The organism is Pseudothermotoga elfii DSM 9442 = NBRC 107921 (genome assembly GCF_000504085.1).
Classification (GTDB): domain Bacteria; phylum Thermotogota; class Thermotogae; order Thermotogales; family DSM-5069; genus Pseudothermotoga_B; species Pseudothermotoga_B elfii.
In genome coordinates this window covers 1,831,933-1,855,681 of the sequence record NC_022792.1, presented here as the reverse complement: position 1 = coordinate 1,855,681, position 23,749 = coordinate 1,831,933, and the positions used below count along the sequence as shown (strand labels likewise).

24 protein-coding genes, 1 tRNA gene and 1 riboswitch are annotated in these 23,749 nt (G+C 38.4%); of the genes, 13 read left to right on the top strand and 12 right to left on the bottom strand.

The genetic code is table 11. The features are described from left to right. Positions 1-2 precede the first annotated feature (2 nt). Positions 3-749, bottom strand: coding sequence for a sulfide-dependent adenosine diphosphate thiazole synthase (locus tag TEL01S_RS09050; protein WP_028843731.1), 747 nt, complete (start codon positions 747-749; stop codon positions 3-5). A 53-nt stretch (positions 750-802) separates the two neighbouring features. Then, positions 803-913, bottom strand: a riboswitch (TPP riboswitch). A 162-nt stretch (positions 914-1,075) separates the two neighbouring features. Between TEL01S_RS09050 and TEL01S_RS09045 the strand changes: the two genes are divergently transcribed. The 3 genes from TEL01S_RS09045 to hydE all read left to right on the top strand — a co-directional run bounded on the left by TEL01S_RS09045 (position 1,076) and on the right by hydE (position 4,001). After that, positions 1,076-1,318 carry a TM1266 family iron-only hydrogenase system putative regulator gene (locus TEL01S_RS09045; protein ID WP_012003779.1) on the top strand — a complete coding sequence of 81 codons (243 nt, stop codon included), beginning with the start codon at positions 1,076-1,078 and terminating at the stop codon, positions 1,316-1,318. Positions 1,319-1,329: 11 nt separating this feature from the next. Further along, complete coding sequence (gene hydG, locus TEL01S_RS09040) at positions 1,330-2,745, top strand: [FeFe] hydrogenase H-cluster radical SAM maturase HydG (protein WP_012003778.1); 1,416 nt, start codon at positions 1,330-1,332, stop codon at positions 2,743-2,745. Positions 2,746-2,960: 215 nt separating this feature from the next. Continuing rightward, positions 2,961-4,001 (top strand): [FeFe] hydrogenase H-cluster radical SAM maturase HydE, encoded by a 1,041-nt coding sequence (gene hydE, locus TEL01S_RS09030; RefSeq protein ID WP_012003776.1) that lies wholly within the window; start codon positions 2,961-2,963, stop codon positions 3,999-4,001. A gap of 18 nt (positions 4,002-4,019) precedes the next feature. Here hydE and TEL01S_RS09025 read toward each other — a convergent pair whose 3' ends face one another. Beyond that, positions 4,020-4,976: a potassium channel beta subunit family protein gene (locus TEL01S_RS09025; protein ID WP_012003775.1), complete on the bottom strand. Its 957-nt coding sequence runs from the start codon at positions 4,974-4,976 to the stop codon at positions 4,020-4,022. Between the two features lie 164 nt (positions 4,977-5,140). On the opposite strand from TEL01S_RS09025, the gene TEL01S_RS09020 reads away from it, so the two are divergent. Then, positions 5,141-5,656, top strand: a complete 516-nt coding sequence (locus tag TEL01S_RS09020) for a DUF6115 domain-containing protein (protein ID WP_028843732.1) — start codon at positions 5,141-5,143, stop codon at positions 5,654-5,656. Here TEL01S_RS09020 and TEL01S_RS09015 read toward each other — a convergent pair. The 6 genes from TEL01S_RS09015 to TEL01S_RS08990 all read right to left on the bottom strand — a co-directional run bounded on the left by TEL01S_RS09015 (position 5,631) and on the right by TEL01S_RS08990 (position 11,348). Further along, entirely contained in the window at positions 5,631-6,878 is a 1,248-nt protein-coding gene (locus TEL01S_RS09015; protein ID WP_028843733.1) for an HD-GYP domain-containing protein, read from the bottom strand. The genes TEL01S_RS09020 and TEL01S_RS09015 overlap by 26 nt on opposite strands. A gap of 220 nt (positions 6,879-7,098) precedes the next feature. Next, a complete protein-coding gene (yihA, locus tag TEL01S_RS09010; protein WP_028843734.1) occupies positions 7,099-7,668 on the bottom strand; it encodes a ribosome biogenesis GTP-binding protein YihA/YsxC in 570 nt (189 codons plus the stop codon). Continuing rightward, on the bottom strand, positions 7,659-10,004 hold the full coding sequence (gene lon / locus TEL01S_RS09005) for an endopeptidase La (protein ID WP_028843735.1): 2,346 nt from the start codon (positions 10,002-10,004) through the stop codon (positions 7,659-7,661). The genes yihA and lon overlap by 10 nt, the downstream gene beginning before the upstream one ends. After that, positions 9,980-10,462 carry a tRNA (adenosine(37)-N6)-threonylcarbamoyltransferase complex ATPase subunit type 1 TsaE gene (gene tsaE / locus TEL01S_RS09000; protein ID WP_012003770.1) on the bottom strand — a complete coding sequence of 161 codons (483 nt, stop codon included), beginning with the start codon at positions 10,460-10,462 and terminating at the stop codon, positions 9,980-9,982. Before tsaE ends, lon begins: the two co-directional genes overlap by 25 nt. After that, positions 10,459-11,226 carry an inositol monophosphatase family protein gene (locus TEL01S_RS08995; RefSeq protein WP_028843736.1) on the bottom strand — a complete coding sequence of 256 codons (768 nt, stop codon included), beginning with the start codon at positions 11,224-11,226 and terminating at the stop codon, positions 10,459-10,461. The genes tsaE and TEL01S_RS08995 overlap by 4 nt, the downstream gene beginning before the upstream one ends. A gap of 47 nt (positions 11,227-11,273) precedes the next feature. Beyond that, a tRNA-Val gene (locus tag TEL01S_RS08990) sits at positions 11,274-11,348 on the bottom strand. Between the two features lie 100 nt (positions 11,349-11,448). Here TEL01S_RS08990 and TEL01S_RS08985 point away from each other — a divergent pair. Both TEL01S_RS08985 and TEL01S_RS08980 read left to right on the top strand, forming a co-directional pair. Next, positions 11,449-11,796, top strand: coding sequence for a cupin domain-containing protein (locus tag TEL01S_RS08985; protein WP_028843737.1), 348 nt, complete (start codon positions 11,449-11,451; stop codon positions 11,794-11,796). Positions 11,797-11,851: 55 nt separating this feature from the next. Next, on the top strand, positions 11,852-13,861 hold the full coding sequence (locus tag TEL01S_RS08980; protein WP_028843738.1) for a methyl-accepting chemotaxis protein: 2,010 nt from the start codon (positions 11,852-11,854) through the stop codon (positions 13,859-13,861). A gap of 11 nt (positions 13,862-13,872) precedes the next feature. Here the strand turns inward: TEL01S_RS08980 and TEL01S_RS10770 are convergent, their stop codons facing one another. Next, positions 13,873-14,697, bottom strand: a complete 825-nt coding sequence (locus TEL01S_RS10770; RefSeq protein WP_028843739.1) for a sensor domain-containing diguanylate cyclase — start codon at positions 14,695-14,697, stop codon at positions 13,873-13,875. A 356-nt stretch (positions 14,698-15,053) separates the two neighbouring features. Next, positions 15,054-15,479, bottom strand: a complete 426-nt coding sequence (locus TEL01S_RS08970; protein WP_028843740.1) for a hypothetical protein — start codon at positions 15,477-15,479, stop codon at positions 15,054-15,056. A 153-nt stretch (positions 15,480-15,632) separates the two neighbouring features. Between TEL01S_RS08970 and TEL01S_RS08965 the strand changes: the two genes are divergently transcribed. From TEL01S_RS08965 to argF, 7 genes are read left to right on the top strand one after another with little or no spacing between them, the layout of a single operon-like run. Beyond that, positions 15,633-16,826 (top strand): metallophosphoesterase family protein, encoded by a 1,194-nt coding sequence (locus TEL01S_RS08965; protein WP_028843741.1) that lies wholly within the window; start codon positions 15,633-15,635, stop codon positions 16,824-16,826. Positions 16,827-16,836: 10 nt separating this feature from the next. Continuing rightward, positions 16,837-18,471, top strand: a complete 1,635-nt coding sequence (gene argS, locus TEL01S_RS08960; RefSeq protein WP_028843742.1) for an arginine--tRNA ligase — start codon at positions 16,837-16,839, stop codon at positions 18,469-18,471. A 5-nt stretch (positions 18,472-18,476) separates the two neighbouring features. Continuing rightward, positions 18,477-18,971, top strand: a complete 495-nt coding sequence (locus TEL01S_RS08955; protein WP_144313089.1) for a hypothetical protein — start codon at positions 18,477-18,479, stop codon at positions 18,969-18,971. Then, positions 18,910-20,196 carry an adenylosuccinate lyase gene (purB, locus tag TEL01S_RS08950; protein ID WP_028843744.1) on the top strand — a complete coding sequence of 429 codons (1,287 nt, stop codon included), beginning with the start codon at positions 18,910-18,912 and terminating at the stop codon, positions 20,194-20,196. Before TEL01S_RS08955 ends, purB begins: the two co-directional genes overlap by 62 nt. Positions 20,197-20,201: 5 nt before the next feature. Then, positions 20,202-21,404, top strand: coding sequence for an adenylosuccinate synthase (locus TEL01S_RS08945; protein ID WP_028843745.1), 1,203 nt, complete (start codon positions 20,202-20,204; stop codon positions 21,402-21,404). A gap of 13 nt (positions 21,405-21,417) precedes the next feature. Next, a complete protein-coding gene (locus tag TEL01S_RS08940; RefSeq protein WP_028843746.1) occupies positions 21,418-21,936 on the top strand; it encodes a nitroreductase family protein in 519 nt (172 codons plus the stop codon). Positions 21,937-21,952: 16 nt separating this feature from the next. Next, positions 21,953-22,894: an ornithine carbamoyltransferase gene (gene argF / locus TEL01S_RS08935; RefSeq protein ID WP_012003759.1), complete on the top strand. Its 942-nt coding sequence runs from the start codon at positions 21,953-21,955 to the stop codon at positions 22,892-22,894. 47 nt (positions 22,895-22,941) lie between these two features. Here argF and TEL01S_RS08930 read toward each other — a convergent pair whose 3' ends face one another. After that, positions 22,942-23,145, bottom strand: a complete 204-nt coding sequence (locus TEL01S_RS08930) for a cold-shock protein (protein WP_012003758.1) — start codon at positions 23,143-23,145, stop codon at positions 22,942-22,944. Between the two features lie 135 nt (positions 23,146-23,280). Beyond that, positions 23,281-23,730 carry a hypothetical protein gene (locus TEL01S_RS08925; protein ID WP_038051502.1) on the bottom strand — a complete coding sequence of 150 codons (450 nt, stop codon included), beginning with the start codon at positions 23,728-23,730 and terminating at the stop codon, positions 23,281-23,283. Positions 23,731-23,749 lie beyond the last annotated feature (19 nt).

Genomic DNA, 23,749 nt, shown 5'->3' with positions numbered 1-23,749 from the left:
AATCACCTCAATTTTTCTTCTATGATCTGAGCTATTTTTTTGCCGGAAAGGATCATGCCACCAAATATGGGTCCCATTCGAGGACCACCATGTACAGCACATGCTGCCATCCCTGAGGCCATCAATCCCGGAAATATCTCACCTGTATTTTCTACGACGAATTGTTCAGCTTCATCAGCATTCATAGGTAACTCCATTTTCATTTCGATAAGCCCCCTTTTTGCCAGGAGTGATGCCACATTTGCTGGATGCCCTGTTCCATCTATAACGAAAGAGGCTTTCACAGTTATAGGATCGACATGCAATCCCAATCTCATGGTAGGCCCCCAATTTATAACTACACCACATACTTTTCCATCTTGCATAGCCACATCTTCAACAGAAATATTATTGAAAACAGTCGCACCAACCATAGTAGTTCTATAGAGAAGGGCTGAGGCAAAATGTACAGAATCAACCAGTACATGATTTTCTTGAATCACGTAAGTTATTTCTAATTCATTCAGAAAATCTTCCAGTTCTTTTTCCAGAACAATCTCATTAAACATCATTCCTCCTCCCCAAATACCTCCCCCGGGCGTATTTTTCTCCTCAAATATTGCTACTTTAAAGCCTTTTTTCGCCAGTTCGTAAGCTGCTGTTAAACCACTTGGGCCTGCTCCAACTATCGCTACATCAAGTTCCAGAAAACTCCTTAATTTCTTGAAATACCTGTTAACTATTAACGTAGAGATCATCGTATCTTTCACAAAAATTCCTCCTTTTTTGAAATAAAAACCCCCGCACATACGGCGGAGGTTTTATATTCATTTTTCTCCATTCCCTCCGCCAGCATTACCTGGATCAGGTTCATTGGGTCGAGGACTTTCGTCCTCCTCTCAGCCCCAAAACAGGAGCTCCCCATGGAGAAAGAATTTATTCAATTTACAATTGAAATTGTAACTATTTCTTTTGGCAATATTGTATAATTAATGTGAACTTCTGAGGTGAAGGAATTTTTCTGACACCGAGGAAGGATGGGCTATGCAATTGATTGCCCCCTTTCTCGGTGCTAAAAGAGAAAGGGGGTTTTGTTTTGGAAAGATTCTACATAGTCAATATCATCGTTGAAGACAGACAAAATGCCTACAGGCAGGTCAACGAATTCCTTCACAATTTTGCCGAAGTAATAAGGTTAAGAGTAGGTTATCCTGTACCAGATGAAAACATAGCTATTATTTTGCTTGTGGTGAAAGCAAGCAATGATCTGATTGGTAGTATGAGCGGAAAACTTGGACAAATAAAAGGAGTGAAGGTAAAAACAATGCCTATTAAATGAGAGGTGAAATTATGTATACATTTGTTAAAAAGATACTCGATAGCGAATCATTTATCCCGCATGAAGAAATAAACAGGTTGTTATCTCTGACGAAAAATCCTGATAAAAAATACATAGAAGAAATACTTGAAAAATCTTTGAACAAAGAAAGATTAGATCTTTCAGAGACGGCAGCGCTTTTGAATGCTGAAAATCCCGAGCTTGTTGAAATGATATTTACCGCAGCAAAATCTTTGAAAGAAAAAATATATGGCAACAGAATTGTTTTGTTTGCACCGCTTTATATTGGAAATGAATGTATAAACAACTGCTCATATTGTGGTTTTCGAAGCGAGAATAAACAAGTTATCAGAAAAACTCTTACAGATGAAGAACTCACAAATGAGCTGTTTGCGCTGACTTCAAAAGGGCACAAAAGACTGATAGTAGTTTTTGGTGAGCATCCTGTGTATTCACCCGAGTACATTGCAAAAACTATAGAAAAAATTTATTCTTACAGAAACGGTAATGGTGAAATAAGAAGGGTAAATGTGAATGCTGCTCCACAAACAGTGGAAGGATACAAAACGATAAGAAATGCTGGTATAGGTACGTTTCAAATTTTTCAGGAAACCTATCATCTCCCAACGTATAAGAAATACCACAAAGCCGGCCCAAAATCATCTTATACTTACAGATTATTCGGCCTTGATAGAGCCATGATAGCCGGAATAGATGATGTTGGAATAGGTGCGTTGTTTGGTTTGTATGATTGGAAATTTGAAGTGATGGGATTAATGTGTCATACAAGACATCTTGAAGAAAGATTTGGCGTTGGACCACATACAATATCTTTTCCAAGAATAGAACCTGCTGTTGGAACTCCTTTAACAGAGAAGCCCCCGTATGCTGTCAGCGATTATGATTTCAAAAGGCTTGTTGCGATCATAAGGCTTTCTGTGCCATATACAGGTTTGATATTAACAGCAAGGGAAAAAGTGCAACTCAGAGATGAGGTGATAAAACTTGGCGTTTCTCAGATAGATGCAGGCTCCAGTATAGGCGTTGGGTCATATGCTCAGAAAGATCAGGAGATTGTCAGGAAAAGTCAATTTATACTCGGAGATACAAGAACCCTGGATGAAGTAATAAAAGAACTTGCTATGGAAGGTTATATTCCTTCTTTCTGCACAGCTTGCTATAGAGCAGGAAGAACTGGCCAGCATTTTATGGAATTTGCTATACCCGGTTTTGTGAAAGAATTTTGCACACCGAACGCTCTTTTAACTTTCAAAGAATATCTGATCGATTATGCCACAAATGAAACGAAACTTATAGGCGAGAAACTTATCGAAAAAGAGCTTCTGAAAATACCAGATTCGAGACGTGAAACTGTTAGAAAAATGCTTGTGAATATCGAGAAAGGCGAACGTGATGTCAGGCTGTAAGAAGATACTCGAACATATTTCTGAAAAGTTTCACTGCAAGGTGTGGGTTTGCAAAAAGGTTGGAAGAAGAATTTCCTTCATAAATGATCTTAAAGCGGGTATAGAAAAATTTGAGCCTCCTCAAGTTATTTGTGAAGATGACAGATACGTTGTTTTAGCTCAGGTTGAAAAACCGAGTTCTGAGATGGTTGAGCTATGCTGGAAGGTGATTGATTGTGTTCGAAGGTGTTTTGAAGAAAATCCTGAACCATCCGGAAAAAGTTGATCTCGAAGAAATAGCATTTTTACTTTCAGATTCAAGAGTAGATGAAAAACTGTTTGCGCTTGCAGATGAAGTCAGGCAAAAATATATGGGAAAAGACGTGTATCTCAGAGGAATAATCGAATTTTCGAATTATTGTAGAAATGATTGCCTTTATTGTGGTATAAGAGCTTCAAATAGAAATGTGAAAAGGTACAGAATGAAAGCAGATGAGATAATTCATCGAGCAAGGGTAATTTATCAGATGGGGGTAAAAACAATCGTACTACAATCAGGGGAAGATCTTTTTTACGATGAAGAATCCATAGCGTATGTTATAAAAGAAATCAAGAAAATGAAAGTAGCTGTTACTTTGAGCATTGGAGAAAGGACGTATGAAGAGTACAGATATTGGAAAGAATCTGGAGCAGATAGATATCTCATGCGTCATGAAACTGCTGATGAACAGATCTATGAGAAGATGCACCCAGGTGATTCCCTTCAAAACAGAATAGAGCATTTGAGAAAACTCAAGCAGCTCGGGTATGAAATTGGGGCTGGTTCAATGGTTGGTTTGCCTGGTCAGAATGACTACTCGCTTGCGAAAGATGTTTTATTTGTTTATGAGCTTGATGCAGATATGGTGGGAATAGGACCTTTCATACCACACCCCAATACCCCATTGAGCAATTTTAAAGGGGGCGACCTCCAAAAAACTTTGAAATTAATAGCTTTAACGAGGCTTTTCTTACCGGACTCTAATATACCGGCAACAACTGCCCTGGGTACCATTCATCCATCTGGAAGACAGCTCGCACTTAAATGTGGTGCAAATGTAATCATGCCAAACTTTACTCCTTCTCCATACAGAGCTCAATATGTTCTTTACCCGGGAAAAATATGTATTTTTGAAAAAGACACAGCTTGCGGAGAGTGTACAAAACAGTTAATCAAGTCTGCAGGGTATTTCGTGAGTAACAGTCTTGGCTACAGGAAAAAGATTGCAACAGAATAAAGCGGGCACAGGCCCGCTTCAAGCGAGGATTTTTTCTATCTCAGCCATCACATCATCTGTGAGTTTTTCTTTCACTTCAACTGCTTTTATGTTTTCCTCGAATTGCTCCATTTTTGAAACGCCAAGTATAACGCTTGAAACATGTGGATTTTTCAAACACCACGCGATCGCCAGTTGAGAAAGAGTGCAACCAAGTTGCAGAGATATTTTTTGAAGTTTTTCAAGTTTTTCAAAAGTAGCCTGGCTGAACAGACCTGTTTCTTCAAATCTCTTTCTCAGCCATTCATATCTGGCAAGCCTTGAGTTTTCTGGTATACCCTTAATGTATTTTCCTGTTAATAATCCAGATGCCAGAGGGCTGAATGTAGTGAGACCCATCCCGTATTTTTCATAAATAGGTGCATATTCTTTCTCTACCCTTTCGCGTACGAGCATATTGTATTGAGGCTGTTCGACAACAGGCGGTATACAGTTCAATTGTTTCGCAGTTTGGTGAGCCCTTTCCAGTTCCTCTGCACTCCATTCTGAGGTTCCCCAGTAAAGTGCAAGTCCATTTCTCACAATTTGATCCATTGTCAGAACTACTTCCTCCATAGGTACTTCTGGGTCTGGCCTGTGGCAATAAATTAGATCAACATAATCCATTTGAAGCCTTTTTAAAGAGGCCCATGTACCTTCCAGCAAATGTTTGCGAGATAATCCTCTGTCATTTGGTCCATTTCCACCCCAGAAAATCTTTGTTGAAACAACAATGTCAGATCTTCTGTAGGCTTTTAACACTTCACCAAGCATTGATTCAGCTATACCATTTGCATAAGCCTCGGCAGTGTCAAAAAAATTGATACCATTGTTTACAGCTGCTTTGATAAGTGCTTTCGAAGTTTCCAGATCCAATTGATTGCCGAAAGTTATCCATGATCCAATTGATAACTCACTTATTTTTAATCCCCATTTTCCAACTTTTCTGTATTCCATAATTGCACCTCCTTTGTTCGTTAAACTAATTATACCAAATTTATCCGAATTTAGATAGGTCCTGAATATTGAGCCGTATTTAATAATATCTGAGATTTTCATATAAATTTTGTGGAAACAATATTCTTGGTATAAAATAGCCAAGAGTGGAGGTGTTAAAAGTTTTGGATTTTCTTTCATGGTTAGTTGTTTTAAGCACACTCGCGACAGTTGCTTTTGCCTGGGGCGTTTTTCTTTCAAACCTCGGGCGGATCCCACAGAAATCTGAAGAGTATGAAAAACTTGAAGATAGAATTTTACAATTGATGGGGCAATTTCGGCATATGTCAGCTATCAGATTGAATATGCTTGATAAAAAGATAGAGGAAATGCGAAAGCTTATAAAAGAAGCAAATTCTCTTTATGGAAAGCTTTGTGTTCAAGAAACGAAGCTTGTTGATAAAACCTGCGAATGGGATTCAAATGTTGAAACAGAACTTCATGATAAAGAACCTGAATCACATGAGTCTGAGCATGAGGAGGCCCCTGATTCTGAAAATAATACTTCCGTAGAGAGAAAAATATTACTCCTTTATCAAGAAGGAAAAACAGAACAGGAGATAGCAAGATCGCTCGGTATAGGGGTCGGGGAAGTGATGCTCATTCTCTCACTTTTCAGGCACCGAACTGATCATCAGTGACGATTTCAATCAGTATACTGGCAATATTGGGATCAAGCACTGTTCCAGACATTTCTTTGATCATTTCTATGGCTTTTTCTTTGGAATATGAATCACGGTAAGGTCTTGCACTTGTCAAAGCTTCATATACATCCGCTGCTGCTATTATTCTTGAAGGAAGAGGTATTTCTTCGCCTTTTAAGCCATCCGGGTATCCCATTCCATCCCATCGTTCATGGTGATGCCTCACCCATTTAGCCTCTTTTCCTTTCAAACTGTTAACGGTTCTGAGGAGTTCTTCTGATTTTGTTGGATGAGTTTTTATGACTTCGAACTCTTTGTCAGATAATTTTTCAGGCTTGTTCAATATGTAATCTGGAACACCTATTTTTCCAACATCGTGAAGTATACATGCGGTTCTTATTCTTTCACACTCTTTTTCTGAGAGCCCCAATTTTTTGGCTATGAGGTAAGCAAGCCTGGATGCCTTTTCACTGTGGCCACTTGTGTACAAATCTTTCAATTCTAAACTTTTCACCATTAATTTAAGATTTTCGAATTTTGACTGCTGGTATTCACTTCTGAAAAGATTTCCAAGTTGAATAGCTAAAAAAGCTCCGAAGATTAATGGGATGGATAGTAAGTCAATAAAATTATACAAAACGTAGGCAAGAGCAATTAAAGGAAGAGACATGAATGCACTTAAAAAAGGTACTTTTATGGTATTGACGAAGCTTTTTTGAAATGAATTATTTGTGACTAAATAAAGACCTATGGAGAATAGCAAGGAATTTGTGAAAATGTATAAAAGCGAGGCTAAGAGAGCAAACCACATATCTACGGTAATGGAAAGTGTTTTCAGAGAATCGAAGACTATCGAGACGACATATATGGAAATACCGATTTGCGAGATATTAAATAAGTACTTTTTCATATCTTTACTGTGAGCAAGAACTAAACCTGAGAAGACAACAGAGAAAGACGAAATGAAGATAGCTTCACTTATGGGCAAAACGCATGCCATCAGCACATTGATTAGCAGCCCGCCCGTTAATCTGACGTTATTGTTAGATATTTTTAAAACCGAGAATCCAACTGCCTCAAACAAGATTGCAAGTATAAAGAAAATAGAAAATCTCAGGTCGAATTTCCAAGAGTTGTCGAACAGAGATGTACAGAATAATACTATTAAAGCAGAGAAAAGTAACAATATATAAAGTATAAATATGCTTTGCTTCTTCATAGGATCAACTCCGCTTTCTTTGCCGGGGCAGAATTTTTTTGCATTTTACCACAACTCTATATTTCCGACTGCAGAGATCAAGAGAGCGAGGAAACTTCCCATGATCAGGAAAACTTTCCACAGTTTTTTCATCATAACCCCCCCTATGTCTCAGAGTGAGACTTCGCTTTTTGCCTTCTCCGCTCTCCCCACCGCTTCACTAAAAAGCGCCCCGGCTGAATTATTGCAACGCAGATGTTATTTTTTCTATTATTCTATCGATACCTTTCTTTGTTATCGCTGAATAAGGTATTACCTCTAAATTCTGTTTTTCGAATTCCCTCACTTTCCTGCAAAGTTCAGATTGATTTAATTTGTCCACCTTGCTCAAAACAATTGTAACAGGAACCTGAAAATACTCGCTCCACTCAAGAAACATTTTATCACTTTCTTGCAAAAAAAGTCTACAATCAATTAAAAGTATACTGAGTTTAATCCGGTGAGCCCTGTTTTCAAAATATTTTTCAATTATCAGAGCCCATCTTTGTCGTTCTTTTTTTGATGCCTCTGCATACCCATAACCAGGTAGATCTACGAAATAATATTTTCTGTTAACTTCGTAAAAGTTTATTGATCTGGTCTTACCCGGCCTTTTACTTGCTCTGGCAATTTTCTTATTAAATAATACATTAAGTAAAGTTGATTTTCCTACATTTGATCGTCCTACAAAACAAATTTCACCAAACAATGGCTGAGGAAAATCACTTTCGCTATAAGCGCAGGCAACAAGATCAACATTTTTTACGAACACGATTTTTCTACCGCCTTTTCTATGTCCTCGACAAATATGAATTCCATTTTGTCTTTTACCTGCGGTGGTATTCTTTTTAAATCTTTTTCATTTGCTTTTGGTAATAAGATCCTTTTTATGCCATGTCTGTGTGCCGCGAGAATTTTTTCTTTCACACCACCAACTGCGAGAATTTTCCCTCTTAAGGTTATTTCACCAGTCATAGCAGTATCATTTCTAACGGGTTTCCCTAAGACAGATGAAATCATTGCCACCGTCATCGTTATGCCTGCAGATGGGCCATCTTTTGGAACGGCGCCTTCCGGTAAATTTATGTGAATGTCACTCTGCTGGAATTTTTCTTTACAGTCCTGACCGCAAAAAGATCGGGCAACACTTAAAGCTATTCTTGCAGATTCTCTCATCACCTCGCCCAACCTACCTGTCAGAATTAAATCACCTTTTCCCGGCATCAGTAAAGATTCGACAACCATTACTACGCCACCATACTCTGTCCATGCAAGCCCGTGCACTGCTCCTATTTCAGGTTTTGACAGCATTATGTCATTTTGAACTGGCTGTGGTCCAAGGAAATGTTCGAGATCTTTTGATTTAATTACAACAGATTTTGCACCCTGTTCGATTTTCAAAGCAGACTTTCTCATCAATCTTTGAAGCATACGGGTTAGTTGCCTTACGCCTGCTTCTCTTGTGTAAGTATGAATGATTTTTTTGATAGCGCCCTGAGTTATTTTAAATGTAGCTTCATTCAGTGCATTTTCTCCCATAAGTTTTGGAATTATGTACTGTCTGGCTATAATGGATTTTTCATAGTCAGTATAACCTTCAAGTTCAATTATTTCCATTCTGTCAAGCAAAGCAGGCGGAATAGTGTGTGTTACATTTGCTGTTGTTATGAATAGGACATTTGACAGATCGAATGGTATTTCAAGATAGTGATCTACGAACTCTTTATTTTGCTCTGGATCGAGAACTTCGAGCAATGCGGCAGCTGGATCACCCTGAAAACTAACAGCCATTTTGTCTATTTCATCAAGCAAGAGTACAGGGTTTTTACTCTGTGCGGTTCTGATCAATTGCAATATCCGCCCAGGCATTGCTCCGACATAAGTTCTTCTGTGCCCTTTTATTTCAGCTTCATCTCTCAATCCTCCAAGCGACATGTGTGCAAATTTTCTGTTCAATGCTTGTGAGACGGCTCTTGCCAGCGATGTTTTTCCAACACCTGGAGGACCGACAAAGCAAAGTATAGGGGCTTTGACAGAGTTACTCCTTTTTCTCACCGCGAGAAATTCAAGAATTCTTTCTTTTGCTTCTTTCAGCCCGTAATGACTCGCTTGCAATATCTTCTCTGCTTGTGAAATATCCTGCCTGTCCTCTGTGGAGTTATCCCATGGCAAATTAAATAACCAATCCAGGTACGTTCTTATTACTGTGGCTTCTGCAGAGTAGGGGGACATTTTCTCCAATCTTTCGATTTCCAGTGTGGCTTTTTGTTTTGCGTGTTCTGGAAGTTTTAATTTTTGTAATCGAGCTTTAAGCTGATCAGCTTCTGTATCTTTTTCTCCTAACTCTTCTGTGATGGCTTTCAATTTTTCCCGAAGAAAGAATTCTTTTTGATTCTCTTCGATCCTCTTTTTGACTTTTGTGTCAAGTTCTCTTTCGATCTCAAGAATCTCATTTTCGTGTGACAATATTTCAAGTATCATCTCAAGCCTTTTTGCTGGTTTTAGTTGTTCAAGTAAAGATTGGCGCTGTTTTAATTGAAGAGGGAGTAGTGATGCAACAAAATCTGCTAATCTGTTTGCATCTGAGATTTCTGACATGGCCGAAAGTGTTTCTTGAGAATATCTCTGTGTGTAGTAAGCATATTTTGCAAAACTCTCTCGCACGCTTCTTATAAGCGCTTCGAGTTTCTTTGTTTTTCTGTAGTTCACTTTCAGAATTTCGAGCTTCACTAAAAACGGATTGTCCTGAACGACTTCATAAGCTCGTGCCCGTTCGAGACCTTCCAGAAGAACCCTGAAGCTCCCATCTGGCAGTTGTACAACTTGAAGCACTTTTGATACGGTCCCAATTTCGTACAATTGATCAAAAGAAGGTTCCTCTACTGAAGGATCCTTCTGTGACGTGACAAATACAAATTGCTGGTATGATTCTATTGATTGTTCCAGGGCAAGCAGTGTTTTTTCTCTTGCAACATGCACTGGTACAACTGTTTGTGGAAAAATAATCATTCCATTTCTTAGATGTATCAGGGGTAATGTTTCTGGTACTTCAGGGCTCTGGAAAGATTCTCTGGCTAATTTTTCTAATTTTTCGAATTTTGTAGACAATCTGACCACCTCGATACAAGTTTTTTCAAAATATCGATTTTTACTTCTATTTGAACAGTTCTTCCGTGCTGGCAATAATCAAAATACAGCCTGAGACAATCTTTTGGCCAAAACTTTTCGAGCTTGTCTGCCCATTCTACTAAAATTATTCCGTTTTTTTGCTCAAGAATCTCTTCGAGTTCCATGAGAAACTCTTCGTCTATTTTTTCAAGTCGATAAAGATCCACGTGGTACAGAATGGTATTACCAGAATAGATATTTATGAGCGAAAAACTCGGGCTTCTAACCTTTTGCTGATCTACACCAAATAAAGGCGCAAGATATTTCACAAATGTTGTTTTTCCCGAGCCAAGCTGACCTATCAATAATACCAGATCACCGTTTTTAAGTTCTTCAAAGATGATACCAGCCAGGAGCTTTAGTTCGTTTTCCTTGAGACATCCAAAATGATATTTCATTTTCTTGCTTTTTTATTCACCTCTCTTATGACTTCTAAGACTTGATCGTGTAATAGACCGTTACTGAAAAGAAAATTACCGGTGTTGAGATGTGCCTGGTTTCCGGACAGGTCCGTTACGATTCCACCAGCTTCTGGAACGAGGACGAATAAAGGAGCTACATCCCAAGAATTGGCTCTTTTTGCTATAAAGAAATCAAACCTTCCACAGGCAACATAAGCGCCAGCAAGTATAGCACTGCCTGTCATTCTCACCCGCCTGACTTTCTTTTCGATTGCGCTGATGAAGATCCCTGTAAAATCTGTATAAAAGCCTGTATTTCCAATAGAGTCTTTCAAAAGCGAATTTTCTGAAACATTTATTCTTTCCCCATTTTTATACGCACCCTGCCCTTTGATTGCGTAGTATGTCTCGTTGAGAACTGGATCGTGTGCTACGCCAAGGATAACTTGCTCTTTTTCAACGTAGGCGATTCCAATCGCAAAAGAAGGTAGACCATGGACGTAGTTCATTGTGCCGTCTATCGGATCAATTATCCACATTCTGTCTCCTTTTTCGAATAGCCCTTCCTCGGCTAAAATAGCGTCATCTGGAAAATGGTCTTTTATCTTCTGAACAATCATTTTCTGTGCTTGCTTGTCGCAGTCACTTACCAGGTCCTGAAAAGAGCTTTTTTGCCGAACATTTTCTGCATTGCCCCAGTGTTCCATCAGGTAGAGACCGACTTTTCTGGCGATCTTTATTGAAAAATCCATTCTGTCCATATTTGCACCTCCTTACAAAATAAGGGGTCCTCTGAGGGACCCCTTAGTGGTGGGTGCGGCAGGGATTGAACCTACGACCTCTTCCTCGTCAAGGAAGCGCTCTCCCACTGAGCTACGCACCCTCGTCAAGATTTTAACACAACCGTTTTCCAATTTCAAGTCCTGTGATTAATTTTCACGATCTAATAAGAGAAGCCTATAATTTTTCATGGAGGTGGAAAAATGGTTATCAAACCAGAGTCAATGAAATCCGAGAAAATCGAAAACATGCGCGGCGGAAAAGGAGAAGTGGAAATACTCCATTTATTGGACAAAGAATTAATGCTTGGAAAAGCAAGACTTTTTGCAAAATTATCTGTTCGCCCTGGTTCATCAGTGGGTTTTCATCGACACGACAACGAATTTGAGATATTCTACATTCTTTCTGGAGAGGGCATCTTCAACGACAACGGCGTTTCAAAACCCATCCGGGCTGGAGATATCTGTTTCACTAACTCTGGTGAGAGTCACTCTATTGAAAATATTTCGCAAAAAGATCTGGAATTTCTTGCAGTCATTGTATTGCTATAGTCGTGATATAATCAAAAAAATGAAATTAGCCAGAGTTCTCGGGGAGGGATTTTTGGTGAAATCTATAAAGTCGAGGATTTTATTTTGGTTTCTTTCAAGCACGATAGCATTACTTGTTATTTTAGGAATCTTTATTTTTACACAAACAAGAAATACGGTTTTGCCACTCACCCAGGAATTAAGCAATGAAGTTGTTAAAGGGAATGCAACGATGATAAACGAATGGCTCAATGGAAGGACTCTTGAGCTTAAAGCAATCGCACAGAGTGGAACGATGGATTTTCTTTCAACAGCTGCTTACTGGGTGGCAGAACAATTATCAGAAAAAGTGAAGGACCGGAAGGAAGTTTTTGATACTTATTTCATTACAGATAGCAATGGGCAAATGTGGGAAACCGATGGAGCAAGTATAGTTTCTCTTGAGGGATCTGATCGGGAATTTTTTAAAAACCTGATGAAAGATGATCAATATACATTCGTGGGTGATGTACATCTATCTCCTCTTTCTAAGAGGTATGTTTTTGTGATAGCGCATAAAGTTATAGATAGTTATGGAAACGTCGCCGGAGTTTTTGGTGCAACTATCCCGCTTGAAAAGCTTTCACAGATGACTGCTGGAATAAAAATGGGACATGTCGGTTATGGATGGATAGTTGACTCGCATGGGCTTGTGCTGGCTCATCCTGATGATAGCGTAGTGTTGAAACTCAACGTTCTTACGAGTTCGAAAGAAGGATACACCAATCTGGATACGCTTGGGGAAAAGATGGTGAACGGAGAAAATGGTTTTGGCCAGATTACAATGCCTGATAAAACAAAGAGTTTCGTGTTTTTCACGCCAATTGCTGGCAGCCCGGGGTGGACTCTTGGTATGACCATACCTGAGGCCGATTTGATGGCTCATACAAACACACTTTTGAGAGTGGTTATCATAGTTCTGCTGGTAATAGTTGGAATCGTTGTTTTGATTTCATTTCTGGTTGGAAATACCATATCAAGACCTATCAGAAATCTGGCGAGCAGTGTTGAAAAATTCGGTAGTGGAGATTTAATTACCCAATTTGAGATACACGGAAAAGATGAGATTGCGAACATGGCAAAGGCATTAAATTCGATGGCCGATTCTCTGAGAGAATCTTTGAGATCTGTCAAGGAATCTGCGCAAACCGTTGATACTTATGCGTCCGATCTTGAACAGATAGCGAGGAACAGCCGTGAAATAGCAGAGAAACTTTCCACGCAAGCTGAGGAAATAAACACAAATGTTCAAAATGCTTCTGCTTCAATTCAGCAGGTTAGCTCAGGTGTTGAAGAAGTTGCTGCAAGTGCCCAGAATGTTTCTAAATCCACTCAGCAACTCAGTGAACGAGCCGAGAAAGTTACCGATGCAGCAAAAGAAGGCGAAGAGTCAATAGAAAAAATAATTGAAATTGTCAACAAGGCAAAAGAGAGAGCCGATTTAACAACAAAAACCGTTGGAGGTTTGACTGAAGATGCAAAAAACATTGCCACGATTGTTGAAACCATAAACTCGATAGCAGAACAGACAAATCTTCTTGCTTTGAATGCTGCTATAGAAGCTGCAAGGGCCGGGGAAGCCGGTAAAGGCTTTGCCGTAGTTGCAGACGAGATACGAAAACTTGCTGAGCAGAGCAAATCAGCTACCGAGAATATAGCAAATATTTTGAGAAAAATTCAGCAAAGTGCAAAAGATGCTGATTATCAAACCAATCAAACCGCTGAAGTAGTCGAGGAAGCAGCCAAGCAGGCCGTTGTGGTTGGAGAGAGATTGAAGGATATCCTTACGGAAGTTGAATCAATGGGAAGCATGGTGGAGTCAACTGCGGCGAGTGCTCAAGAGCAAAGCGCGGCTACGGAGGAAATGGCAAGTGCCATGGACAATGCTACCAAGGCAGTAACCACAATTGCTCAACAGATAGAGAGTATGGTTCATTATGTTAAACAGCAAACAGAAGGAGCCCAGAAGGTAAGTGAGGCAAGCAAGCAGTTGAAAGAAATGTCTCAACTTCTTGTTGAAAGTCTTGCAAAATTTAGAAGTGAGTAGGGGGTCAACCCCTACTTTTTCTTTGATCTCTTGTTCTGATACATTCTTTTATCTGCGATCTTCAAAATATCATCTATGTCTAAGGATGAATTCGGTTCTAACTCTATTAATCCATAACTTATAGAAATTTCAAACGACTTGAATTCATCGGGTTTTTCGTTGTTTAGACTGCTATTCACTCTTTCCATAATAAACTTAACTTCTTTTTCAGAAGAATTTGGAAAAACTATTAAAAATTCATCGCCGCCGATTCTGGCAATCTTATCTGATTTTCTTACACATCTTTTTACCACTTCAACAACAAATTTCAGCAGATTATCTCCAGCACTATGGCCTATAGAATCATTGATCAGCTTAAAATGATCAATATCAAAATAGCAAATTGTTATCTTGAAGCGATTTGTTTTCAGATAAGCAGAAAGTATCTTCAGTGCGGCGTATCTATTATAAACACCGGTTAGTTCGTCTGTCAATGCAAGTTTTTCCAATCTCTTTTGGAGTTTGTTTTTCTGTGAAATTTCTTTTGACAATAGTCCTGTAAACTTTTCTTTTTCTTCCAATTGTTCGTTGAGCTGTTTGATAAGGCTATCATATCTGTCGATTAATTGATCTATTTCTATTACCCCGGTTTTTTTGGAAATTTTTGAATTGTGCTTAACGTGATCAAAAAGGATTTTCAACGACTTTTGAATTCCTCTGCTTAGGGCATAGGTGGACAAAATAGACACTGTCGAGAGAAGCAAGATAATCAGGTTGAATGTCCAGAATATGAGATTTTTGAGTTTCCCAAAAATAGAAAGATCTATCTGGATTTTTAGATAAAAATCAAAAGGCAAATTTCCGGGATGCCACTTGCTGTAGATATTGTGTAGCCATTTTCCAGCGTTATATATGACGAAAGATTGTGAATCAATTTCATTAAATAACTTTTTGTCTGTGCTTGTTAAATTGAAATAGGAGCAAGGCTTGTATTGAAAATAGAGATTTCTTTCAGAAATAAAACCTGTTTTTTCCGAAATTCAATGTTCTCTAAAAGTTTTTCAAATGGTTTTTTCTCAATTGTGATGCCTATTTCAAATAAATATTCATTTGGAAGCTTTATATAGGTAAATAACCTTGGATTGTTTGTTTTGATCTCAAAAGTTAATGGGTCAAAGTGTTTTTCTGATGGTTTCAGCCCAGAAATGACCTTCTAGTAATCCTTTTTTTCCGATATGTCAATGCCAAGATCGGTAGCGTAATCTGTTCTTTCAATGATACCAGATTGATTGATTATATACCAGTTGACTTTATCTTTTCTGTTTTTCAATAAAGAATGCAATTTCTGGGAAATTTCCTGGTCGGTTGGGCTTGATTTCTCGAGAAATGAATACATTTCATCAAGAATCTGACTGAGTTCGTCTCTGGTTAAAAAATACAGTTCTTCAAATAATTCACTCCACTGATCCAGTGATTCCATGGTTGTGTTATAAACCGATAAGCAAAAATTCTTCACGATTTTAGATTTATAATATTCATCGAATATGATATTGGAAATACTCAAAGAGATTGCAAAGACAACTGCCAGTACCCAAAAATATCTGAACAGATATTTCGTAAGACTTTTTGAATTTTCCATAAAAGCCCTCCGTTAAAAAGATTTTTCTTTCGCTTGGCTTTGTCTTCAAAATGAATTTATGCAATATACTAACGGTGTATAATCTCAACTTGGAAATGAATTTCTGAATAATTATATCGTTCAAAAATATGAAAAAGTGAAGGAAGAGGATCTGTGAAGAGACTTTTTTTGAGTGATCTACATATAGGAGATGGGTCGGCAAAAGACGATTTTGAATTCGATGCTGAACTTGCAAATTTGATATACGATTTCTCTCAGCACTCAGATGCAGAAATTATTCTTGTGGGAGATGGAATAGAAATACTTGAAAGCCATGCTGTGAAAAGTTTGGGGTTGATTTCATTTGAGGAACTTGGAGAAAAACTCGATGAATCTGTTATAGATGACATAGCAAAAAGGCATCCTGTAGTTTTTAAAGCTTTCAGAGATTTCTCAAAAAATCACAAAATTCACTATGTTGTTGGCAACCATGACTATTATCTGCTATCCAACAAAGCAATTCAAGAAAGGCTTTGCGAGTTATTAGATGTGGAAATAGTACCGTTTTATTATGATCAGGATACGAAAATACTGGCAATACACGGTAATCAATTTGATATTATAAACAAATTCGGCTATGATAAAAAAAATCAAATGCTTGTGCCGCCACTCGGAGATTATATTTCAAGATATATGATGTTTCATTTCGACGAGCATGTGCGATCGCTTGTACCTGCAGAGATAACAAGGGATTACGACAATGTGCGACCAATTCTTGATGTCTTTCATTGGTTCGATAGAGCTGTTGAGGTTTATGATCTGGGTGTGGATATACTTGAGCTGTGGGTTAGCACATTTTTGCAAATGATGAGAACTGCCGAAGCTCGTTTCTGGATGAAAAAAAATTTTCCGATCATGCACTGTTTTTCAAAAATATTTCTCAACAAAATGGGCGGAATGAGCCTTGGTTCTTTTCTGGTTAGATCAACTATGACACTCAGAAATTTAAGAAAAACTGACTATCTTTATAAAACTGCCAAAAACATGCTCAGGGGTAAAAAGAAACTAACCAGGCAGGATTTGCTCGGTTATTGTGATAAAGAGATTCAAATAGGTGAGCTAAATGGCGTTGTGTTTGGACATATCCATCATAATTGCTTGAGAATAGTTCCTCATGATGGGCAGAACAAATTTTATATAAACTGTGGTTCGTGGAGGCCTGTTGTAGAGAAAGTCAACGGCAAGAGAAAATACGGTTTTCAAAGAAAAGCTGAATTGTTTTATGCAATCATTGTTGGCGATTCTGATGGTGATATTGAGATAATAACAAGCGTCACTAATAAAATGAATCGTGACAAAACATTGTGAGGTGATCTTTTTGCTTAAAGAAGCGATAAAGAAGGAACTTTTGGGTGCAATTGAGAAAGTAGTTGGGCGGCTTTATTCCTTTGAAGTTGATGTGGCTCCTGAAAATTTTGGAGATTTTGCGACAAATGCCGCTCTGGTTGGTTCCCGATATGCTAAAAAACCGCCCATGCAGCTTGCTGAATCTCTGAAGGATATTCTAAAACAAAGTGAATTGTTTGAATCTGTACAGGTTGCAAAGCCGGGTTTTTTAAATTTCGTTATGAGAAAATCAACATTGATAAAGATAATTGAAACAATAGTAGAAAAAGATGATTATCCTGTAGAAAAATCAGGGCAGGAGAAGATCCAGTTTGAATATGGTAGCGCGAATCCAACTGGCCCATTTACCGTTGGGCATGGCAGGCAAATTGTTATTGGAGATATACTTTCAAATGTTTTTAAAGCGCTTGGGTATGATGTAATCCGGGAAATGTATATAAACGATGCTGGCAGGCAGATCAGATTATTAGCAAAATCTTTGTGGGTTAGATATAACCAGGTTCTTGGAGTGGAAGAAATTGATATTCCTGAGGACGGTTACCACGGCGAATATCTGATAGAAATAGCAAAAAAGCTTGTAGAAGAAGTTGAAGAGAAGTTCAAAATGAAATGGAATAATGAAATTGAAGGTTTCTTTCAGAAATACGCTGTTGATAGCATACTGGCAGATATGAAATCTGATCTGAGGTTGCTTAATTGCTCGTTTGATATTTATTTTTCTGAGAAATCGTTAATTGATGATGGCACAGTTGACGAAGTTCTGGAAATTCTGGAAAAAAACAGTTATGTTTATCGTAAAGATGGTGCGTTATGGTTCAAGGTTTCAGAATTTGTGGATGAAGAAGACAAAGTTTTGATAAGAAAAGATGGAACTTTCACATATTTTCTGACTGATATAGCATATCATTACAAGAAATACAAAAGAGGATTTTCGAAAGTTTACGATATATGGGGAAGCGATCATCACGGTCACGTTCCAAGAATGAAAGCAGCTATGAAGGCACTTGGTGTCGAGGATGGATTTTTAAATGTGATTTTGCATCAGTTTGTGACTCTCAAACGAGGTGATGAAATTGTCAGGATGTCAACGAGATCTGGAAATTTCGTTACCCTCAAAGAGCTTGTAGAAGAGGCTGGGGCAGATGCTACAAGATACTTTTTTGCGATGATAGATCCAAACACACATATGGTGTTTGATTTGAACCTTGCAAAACAGCAGTCTTCAGATAATCCAGTTTATTATGTCCAGTATGCTCATGCAAGAATATGTAGTCTTTTTGAGCAGGCAAAAGCAAAATCTGTTTCTTTCGAAAAAGGTAAAGACCTTGATTTATTGAATGACAAAGTAGAAACAGATTTGATTCTCAGAATTGATGGTTTTGAGGATGCCTTAAAAGATGCAGCACGAACCCTTTCACCAAATAAACTCACCCAGTACCTTGAACAACTCGCGTATGACTTTCATAGTTTTTATACAAAATGTCTTATTGTTGATCCGAAAAATATGAAATTATCGAATGCTCGCTTGAATCTTTCTTATGCAGCAAAATTGGTTTTGAAAAAAGGTTTGTCATTGCTTGGTGTAAATGCTCCAGAAAAGATGTGATGCTCGTGGCAAAGATTCTTTTTTCTGTAGCCGCTATTATTTTTCAATTTGTACTGAAATTTGAGGAATGGCAGATTGTTCTCTCTGCGGCTTTTTTGATACCGACATCTATTTACTTTGTCTTTAAGAAAACAAGAAAAGCGGATATTTTACATACAATAACGCTTATACTCACTATTGCTGCAATAATGCTACCAAAATTGAGAGGGTCACCTGCTGTTTCAATCATGCCATTTTACCTTTCGCTTGCTTTGAGTATTTTATATGATCTGTTTTTTCTCTCAAAAATCTGGTATTTTGTATGGGCAGGTTTCTGGGGACTCACAGGATTCGGGTTAGTTCAGCTTGCGAAAGATAAACTTTCCAATAATGTATGGATAGTATTTCTGGCGGTTTTACTGATAGGTGTGCGTGATCTGTTTGAGAGGAGGAAAGCCTGTGGTGGAAAGATATGCCCTCTCTCCAATGAAAGAGATATGGAATCAGGAGAGGACTCTTAAAAGATGGCTCGAAGTTGAACTTGCGGTTATGAGTGCTTATGAAGAGCTTGGGATGATTCCAGCAGGAATCTCAGGTTCAGCAGAGAAAAATGCACTGATAGATTTGAATCTTTTTAAAGAATACGAAGAGCAAACTGACCATGAGGTTATAGCTTTTGTTAAGATGGCAACCAGTCGTATGGGTAAAGAAGCTCGTTTCTTCCATTATGGTTTAACCTCTTCGGACGTGATTGACACAGCTTTGTCTGTAGCACTTGTGGAAAGTTGCAACATCCTTCTTGATCAGATGAAAAAACTTTTGAAAACGTTGTGGGATTTATCCATAACTTATAAATACACTTTAACCATAGGTAGAACACATGGAATTCATGCGGAGCCAACAACTTTTGGTTTAAAAATTCTCAACTGGTATTCGGAAATGAAAAGAAACTATGAGAGATTACTTTTCGCCAGAGAACAGATTGCGTTTGGCAAAATAAGCGGAGCTGTCGGAAACTACGCAAATGTCCCACCAGAAGTAGAAGAACTTGCTTTACGGAAACTAAATTTAAAACCATCTCCTGTATCAAGTCAGATTGTAAACAGAGATCATCATGCTTTCTTCATCACAGTATTAGCTCTTGTAGCCAGCGCAATAGAGAGAATAGCCACAGAAATAAGGCATCTTCAAAAAACCGAAGTACTTGAAGCTCAGGAGCCTTTCAAAAGTGGGCAGAAAGGATCGAGTGCTATGCCTCACAAGAAAAACCCTATTTTATGTGAAAGGCTCTGTGGTTTGTCGAGAATTATGCGATCTTTCGTTTACACTGCTCTTGAAAATAATGTCCTCTGGCATGAGAGGGATATTTCTCATTCTTCGGCGGAAAGGTATATCTTTCCAGATGCCACTCAAACTTTGCATTATATGCTGGTAAAAACTGATTATCTTTTAAAAGGTTTGGTTGTGTATGAAGAAAATATGCTGAAAAATTTGAATTTAACTCGTGGTCTTATCTATTCTCAGAGGTTAATGCTCGAACTGATAAAAAAAGGTATGTCTCGTAACGAGGCATACGATCTGGTTCAAAATCTGTCTCTAAGGTGCTGGCAAACCGGTGAAAGTCTGAAGGATCTTTCTTTGAAAAATATAACTGTTCTGAGCAAAGAAGAAATAGAAAATATTTTTGATTCACAGTACTATATCAAACACGTTGATGAGATCTATAAAAGATTTAAAGGAGAGTGATTTTGTTGAAAGCAGCTGTTATAGGGCTCCAATGGGGCGATGAAGGGAAAGGAAAGGTTGTTACGTATCTATCGAGAAGATATGATTGCGTTGTGAGATATTCAGGAGGGAGCAATGCGGGTCACACAGTAGATTACGGCAATTTCAAGATGGTTCATCATTTACTCCCATCTGCCGATATAAAAAAACAGAAAATGATGTACATTGGCCCGGGAGTTGTTGTTGATTTAGATGTTCTTCTCGAAGAGATTGATCAAATTAACAATTTAATACCTGAGTCAAGGTCTCTACTTAGGATATCAAAACAAGCTCATGTTGTGATTCCAATTTACAGAGATCTGGACGAAAAAATTGACAGTTCGCGTGCAAATCAAATTGGCACTACTCGAAGGGGAATAGGAATTTCTTATGCCAACCGTGCCATGAGATGTGGATTGAGATTGGAAGACTTTGAAACACCAGCAAGGGCAGAAAGTTTTTTGAATGAAATTTCGAGGACTTGGAGTATTAAGTTTGATGTGAAAATGATTCTCGATAATTTAATTGAAAAATACAACAAAATTAGAGATCTTTTGATTGATAGTTCAGAAGCTGTCAGAGTTTTGAAGGAGAAAGATCTGTTATTTGAAGGTACTCAGGGCGTTTTGCTTGATGTTGATATGGGGACTTACCCGTATGTAACTTCAACAAATTGCTCAACCACAGGCATTCAACCAGGGTTTGGCTATCCGGTGCAGGTAGACAAAATATTTGGGGTGATGAAGGCTTACACAACTCGTGTTGGCGAAGGGCCCTTTCCTACTGAGCTTAAAGACGAGGTTGGAGAAAACCTCAGAAGACTTGGTTCTGAGTATGGCGCGACAACAAGAAGGCCAAGAAGGTGCGGCTGGCTTGATCTTGTTCTGATAAAATATGCAATTGAAACAAGTGCGTGCAATGCACTGATTATGACAAAAGCAGATATACTTTCAGGGTTCGAAAAAATTCCCATTTGTATGGGTTATAAGATAGGAGGCAAATTTTATACACAGATTAACAATACAGCGCATCTGACGGAGATAGAGCCTGTTTATGAAGAGATAAAAGGATGGAAATCTCTGCATTCAAAAGAATTCGACGATTTTATCTATAAGATAGAAAGAGAGCTTGGTTTGAAATTTGCTTATATTTCAACTGGACCGAAAATTGAAGAAATAACAGAGCTTTAAGGGGGTGAAAAATTTGGATTTGTTTGAAGCTATCAAATCAAGGAGAAGCATCAGGCATTATGAGCCAAAAAGTATACCAAAGGAAACAATTATGCAGATATTACGTCTATCTCTCAATGCGCCGAGTGCAGGAAATAGACAACCGTGGAGATTACATGTGGTTCAAAATCCAGCTATTAGAAAGCAACTTTCAGAAGCAGCAGGTGGGCAAACTTTGCTTTTGGAAGCTCCATGGGTAATATGCGTAATCGCCGTTCCTGACGAAAGTGCTTCAAAATATGGAGAAAGAGGTAGGTCTCTGTACTGCATTCAAGATACGGCCGCACTGGCAACTTATATACTTCTCATTGCAAGAGGCTTTGGGCTGGATACCTGCTGGGTTGGCGCATTTAACGAACAAAAAGTAGGGGAGATTCTAAAACTTTCAGCTAACCAGAGGTGTGTTGCCATGATACCCATAGGGTATGCCGGTGAACCAAGAAAAGACCGTGGTAGAAAATCATTAGAGGAAATAGCCATCTTTCATGAATAAAAGGAGGGTCGAGTGAATGGCGATTAATTTGACAGGAAGATCTTTATTGACGTTACTCGAGTATACGCCTGAGGAAATTAGTTTTTTACTTGATCTGTCAGCTCAGGTTAAACGTGAAAGCAGGGCAAGGATAGTTCATAAAAGATTCGCTGGAAAAACTCTCGCAATGATATTTGAAAAACGCTCAACCAGAACAAGAATGGCTTTTGAAACCGCTTTTGCCGAAGAGGGAGGACATCCGATTTTTCTGTCAATTCAAGATATACAGCTTGGTGCAAAGGAATCTATTGAGGATACAGCAAGAGTTCTTGGTAGAATGGTCGATGCAATAATGTTTAGAGGATACAAACAGGAAACAGTTGAAACACTTGCAAAATATTCCGGTGTTCCGGTTTATAACGGTTTAACAGATGTTTATCATCCTACTCAAGTTCTTGCTGATCTCATGACTACCCAGGAAGTTTTTGGCAAATTGAAGGGTATCAAGCTCGTTTTTATGGGAGATGGAAGAAATAATATGGCAAATTCTCTGATGATTGGCTGTGCAAAGATGGGGATGCATTACGTAGTATGTTCTCCCGCAGAGCTGAGACCCGATGAAAACCTCATGCAAACATGTCTTACTATTGCGAAAGAAACAGATTCAAAGATTGAAGTGATAGATGATCCTGAGAAAGCCGTTGATGGTGCTGATGTTATATACACAGATGTTTGGGCATCAATGGGAGAAGAAAGCAAGCAGCAGGAACGCGAGAGATTGCTGAGGCCTTATCAGGTCAATGAAGTATTGATGAGAAAAACAGGTAAAAAAGATACAATATTTTTGCACTGCCTGCCAGCTGTAAAAGGCCAGGAGGTTACTTTTGATGTTATAGAAGGTAAGCAGAGCCGGGTGTGGGATGAAGCAGAAAACAGAAAACACACAATAAAGGCTCTTATGATAGCTACCCTGTTATAAATTAAAAAAGCGGAGCAAATGCTCCGCTTTTGATTTTTTTGTTCGATTCAATTTATGGGAGTTACATTGACCGCTTGAGGTCCTTTATTTCCCTGCTGAACTTCAAACTCAACTTCCTGACCTTCTCTCAGCGTTTTGAATCCATCTGTTTTGATCGCTGAAAAATGTACAAATACGTCTTCTCCACCTTCTTTTGTAATAAATCCGTAGCCTTTCTTTGAATCGAACCACTTAACTGTACCTTTGAACATTCTGATTCCTCCCAAAATGACAGGTCTTTCCTGCCTGCGTTGTTTATATAATAACATGACAGGTGCAGCAAAATTTGTGAGAGTGAAGAAAAAATATTAACGCCATGATATCGTTACATTGTATGAAAAACTCAATCAATGTTCTTTCAGAAATTTTCTCAAAGCTGATTTTGCACCGTACAGGGTAAGGAAAAACATCGCAATACTTATTATGAAGAAAGATAATTTGTGTTCTGCGAGTGTTCCCATCGCATAGGCGGCGTAGAAAAAAGTCAAACAATACCAGAGGTCACCGAAGAGGAATTTTATAATGCAAGAGAAATCTTTACCACTGTAGGCTGCCAGTAAAGGAGCGATTTTTCCGATCCATGCAATAATTTTACAAAAAAGGTAAAAAAGCCATTCGTTACGCTTGAAAATTTCACAGTTGGCCTCGATTAATTTTTTCAGAAATTGTGTAAGTTGTTTTTCTGAATTTTTCAGCAAATTTTTTAAAAATATTCCAGCACCGTAAAGAAGAAAATCTCCACATACCAAGGCAAGATAAGAAATTGAAAGTGAAATGTATTGGTTCACTTTTTTCATGCCTGCAAGGGACCCTGCC

Bases quoted from the DNA above. Each gene is read 5' to 3' on its own strand.
- hydG (WP_012003778.1), top strand. From the start codon at position 1,330: ATGTATACATTTGTTAAAAAGATACTCGATAGCGAATCATTTATCCCG.
- TEL01S_RS09025 (WP_012003775.1), bottom strand. From the start codon at position 4,976: ATGGAATACAGAAAAGTTGGAAAATGGGGATTAAAAATAAGTGAGTTA.
- TEL01S_RS09015 (WP_028843733.1), bottom strand. From the start codon at position 6,878: ATGAAGAAGCAAAGCATATTTATACTTTATATATTGTTACTTTTCTCT.
- tsaE (WP_012003770.1), bottom strand. From the start codon at position 10,462: ATGAAATATCATTTTGGATGTCTCAAGGAAAACGAACTAAAGCTCCTG.
- TEL01S_RS08995 (WP_028843736.1), bottom strand. From the start codon at position 11,226: ATGGACAGAATGGATTTTTCAATAAAGATCGCCAGAAAAGTCGGTCTC.
- TEL01S_RS08985 (WP_028843737.1), top strand. From the start codon at position 11,449: ATGGTTATCAAACCAGAGTCAATGAAATCCGAGAAAATCGAAAACATG.
- TEL01S_RS08970 (WP_028843740.1), bottom strand. From the start codon at position 15,479: ATGGAAAATTCAAAAAGTCTTACGAAATATCTGTTCAGATATTTTTGG.
- argF (WP_012003759.1), top strand. From the start codon at position 21,953: ATGGCGATTAATTTGACAGGAAGATCTTTATTGACGTTACTCGAGTAT.
- TEL01S_RS08930 (WP_012003758.1), bottom strand. From the start codon at position 23,145: ATGTTCAAAGGTACAGTTAAGTGGTTCGATTCAAAGAAAGGCTACGGA.
- TEL01S_RS08925 (WP_038051502.1), bottom strand. From the start codon at position 23,730: ATGAAAAAAGTGAACCAATACATTTCACTTTCAATTTCTTATCTTGCC.